Genomic DNA, 429 nt, shown 5'->3' on the forward strand with positions numbered 1-429 from the left:
CCAGCGCCGGTCGTTGCAGATCATCATGCCGAGGATCGCGCCGGACCACGCCTCGCCGGCCCGGAAGGCCGGGAAGCCGGTATCGCCGTAGGAGAAGTAGCGCTTCTCGAGCTGCTGGAAGCGCGCGCCGTCCCGCGGCTCGACCGAGCCCGGCAGGTGGACCTTGCGGTAGCGCCCGAGGATCGACCCGTCCGGCTGGACCAGGATGGCGCTGTTGAAGCGCTCGCCCGACGGCGTCAGCTCGGCATAGCCGATGTTGAACCCGACCCCGAGCGCCCGGGCGCGATCGAACAGCGGCTGCACCGCCGGATTGGGCATCGCGCGCTCGAAATACCGGTCGAGGTCGTCCCCGTCGAGCAGCCAGCGCGGGAAGAACGTCGTGAAGGCGAGTTCGGGGAACACCACCAGGGTCGCGCCGCGGCCGGCCGC

At 71.1% G+C, this 429-nt stretch carries 1 protein-coding gene; it reads right to left on the minus strand.

Annotated elements, in window-relative coordinates:
- A partial coding sequence (locus A5481_RS35420) for a nitrilase-related carbon-nitrogen hydrolase (RefSeq protein ID WP_280946417.1) occupies positions 1–429 on the minus strand: 429 nt, incomplete at both ends.

Source organism: Methylobacterium platani (assembly GCF_001653715.1).
Taxonomy (GTDB): domain Bacteria; phylum Pseudomonadota; class Alphaproteobacteria; order Rhizobiales; family Beijerinckiaceae; genus Methylobacterium; species Methylobacterium platani.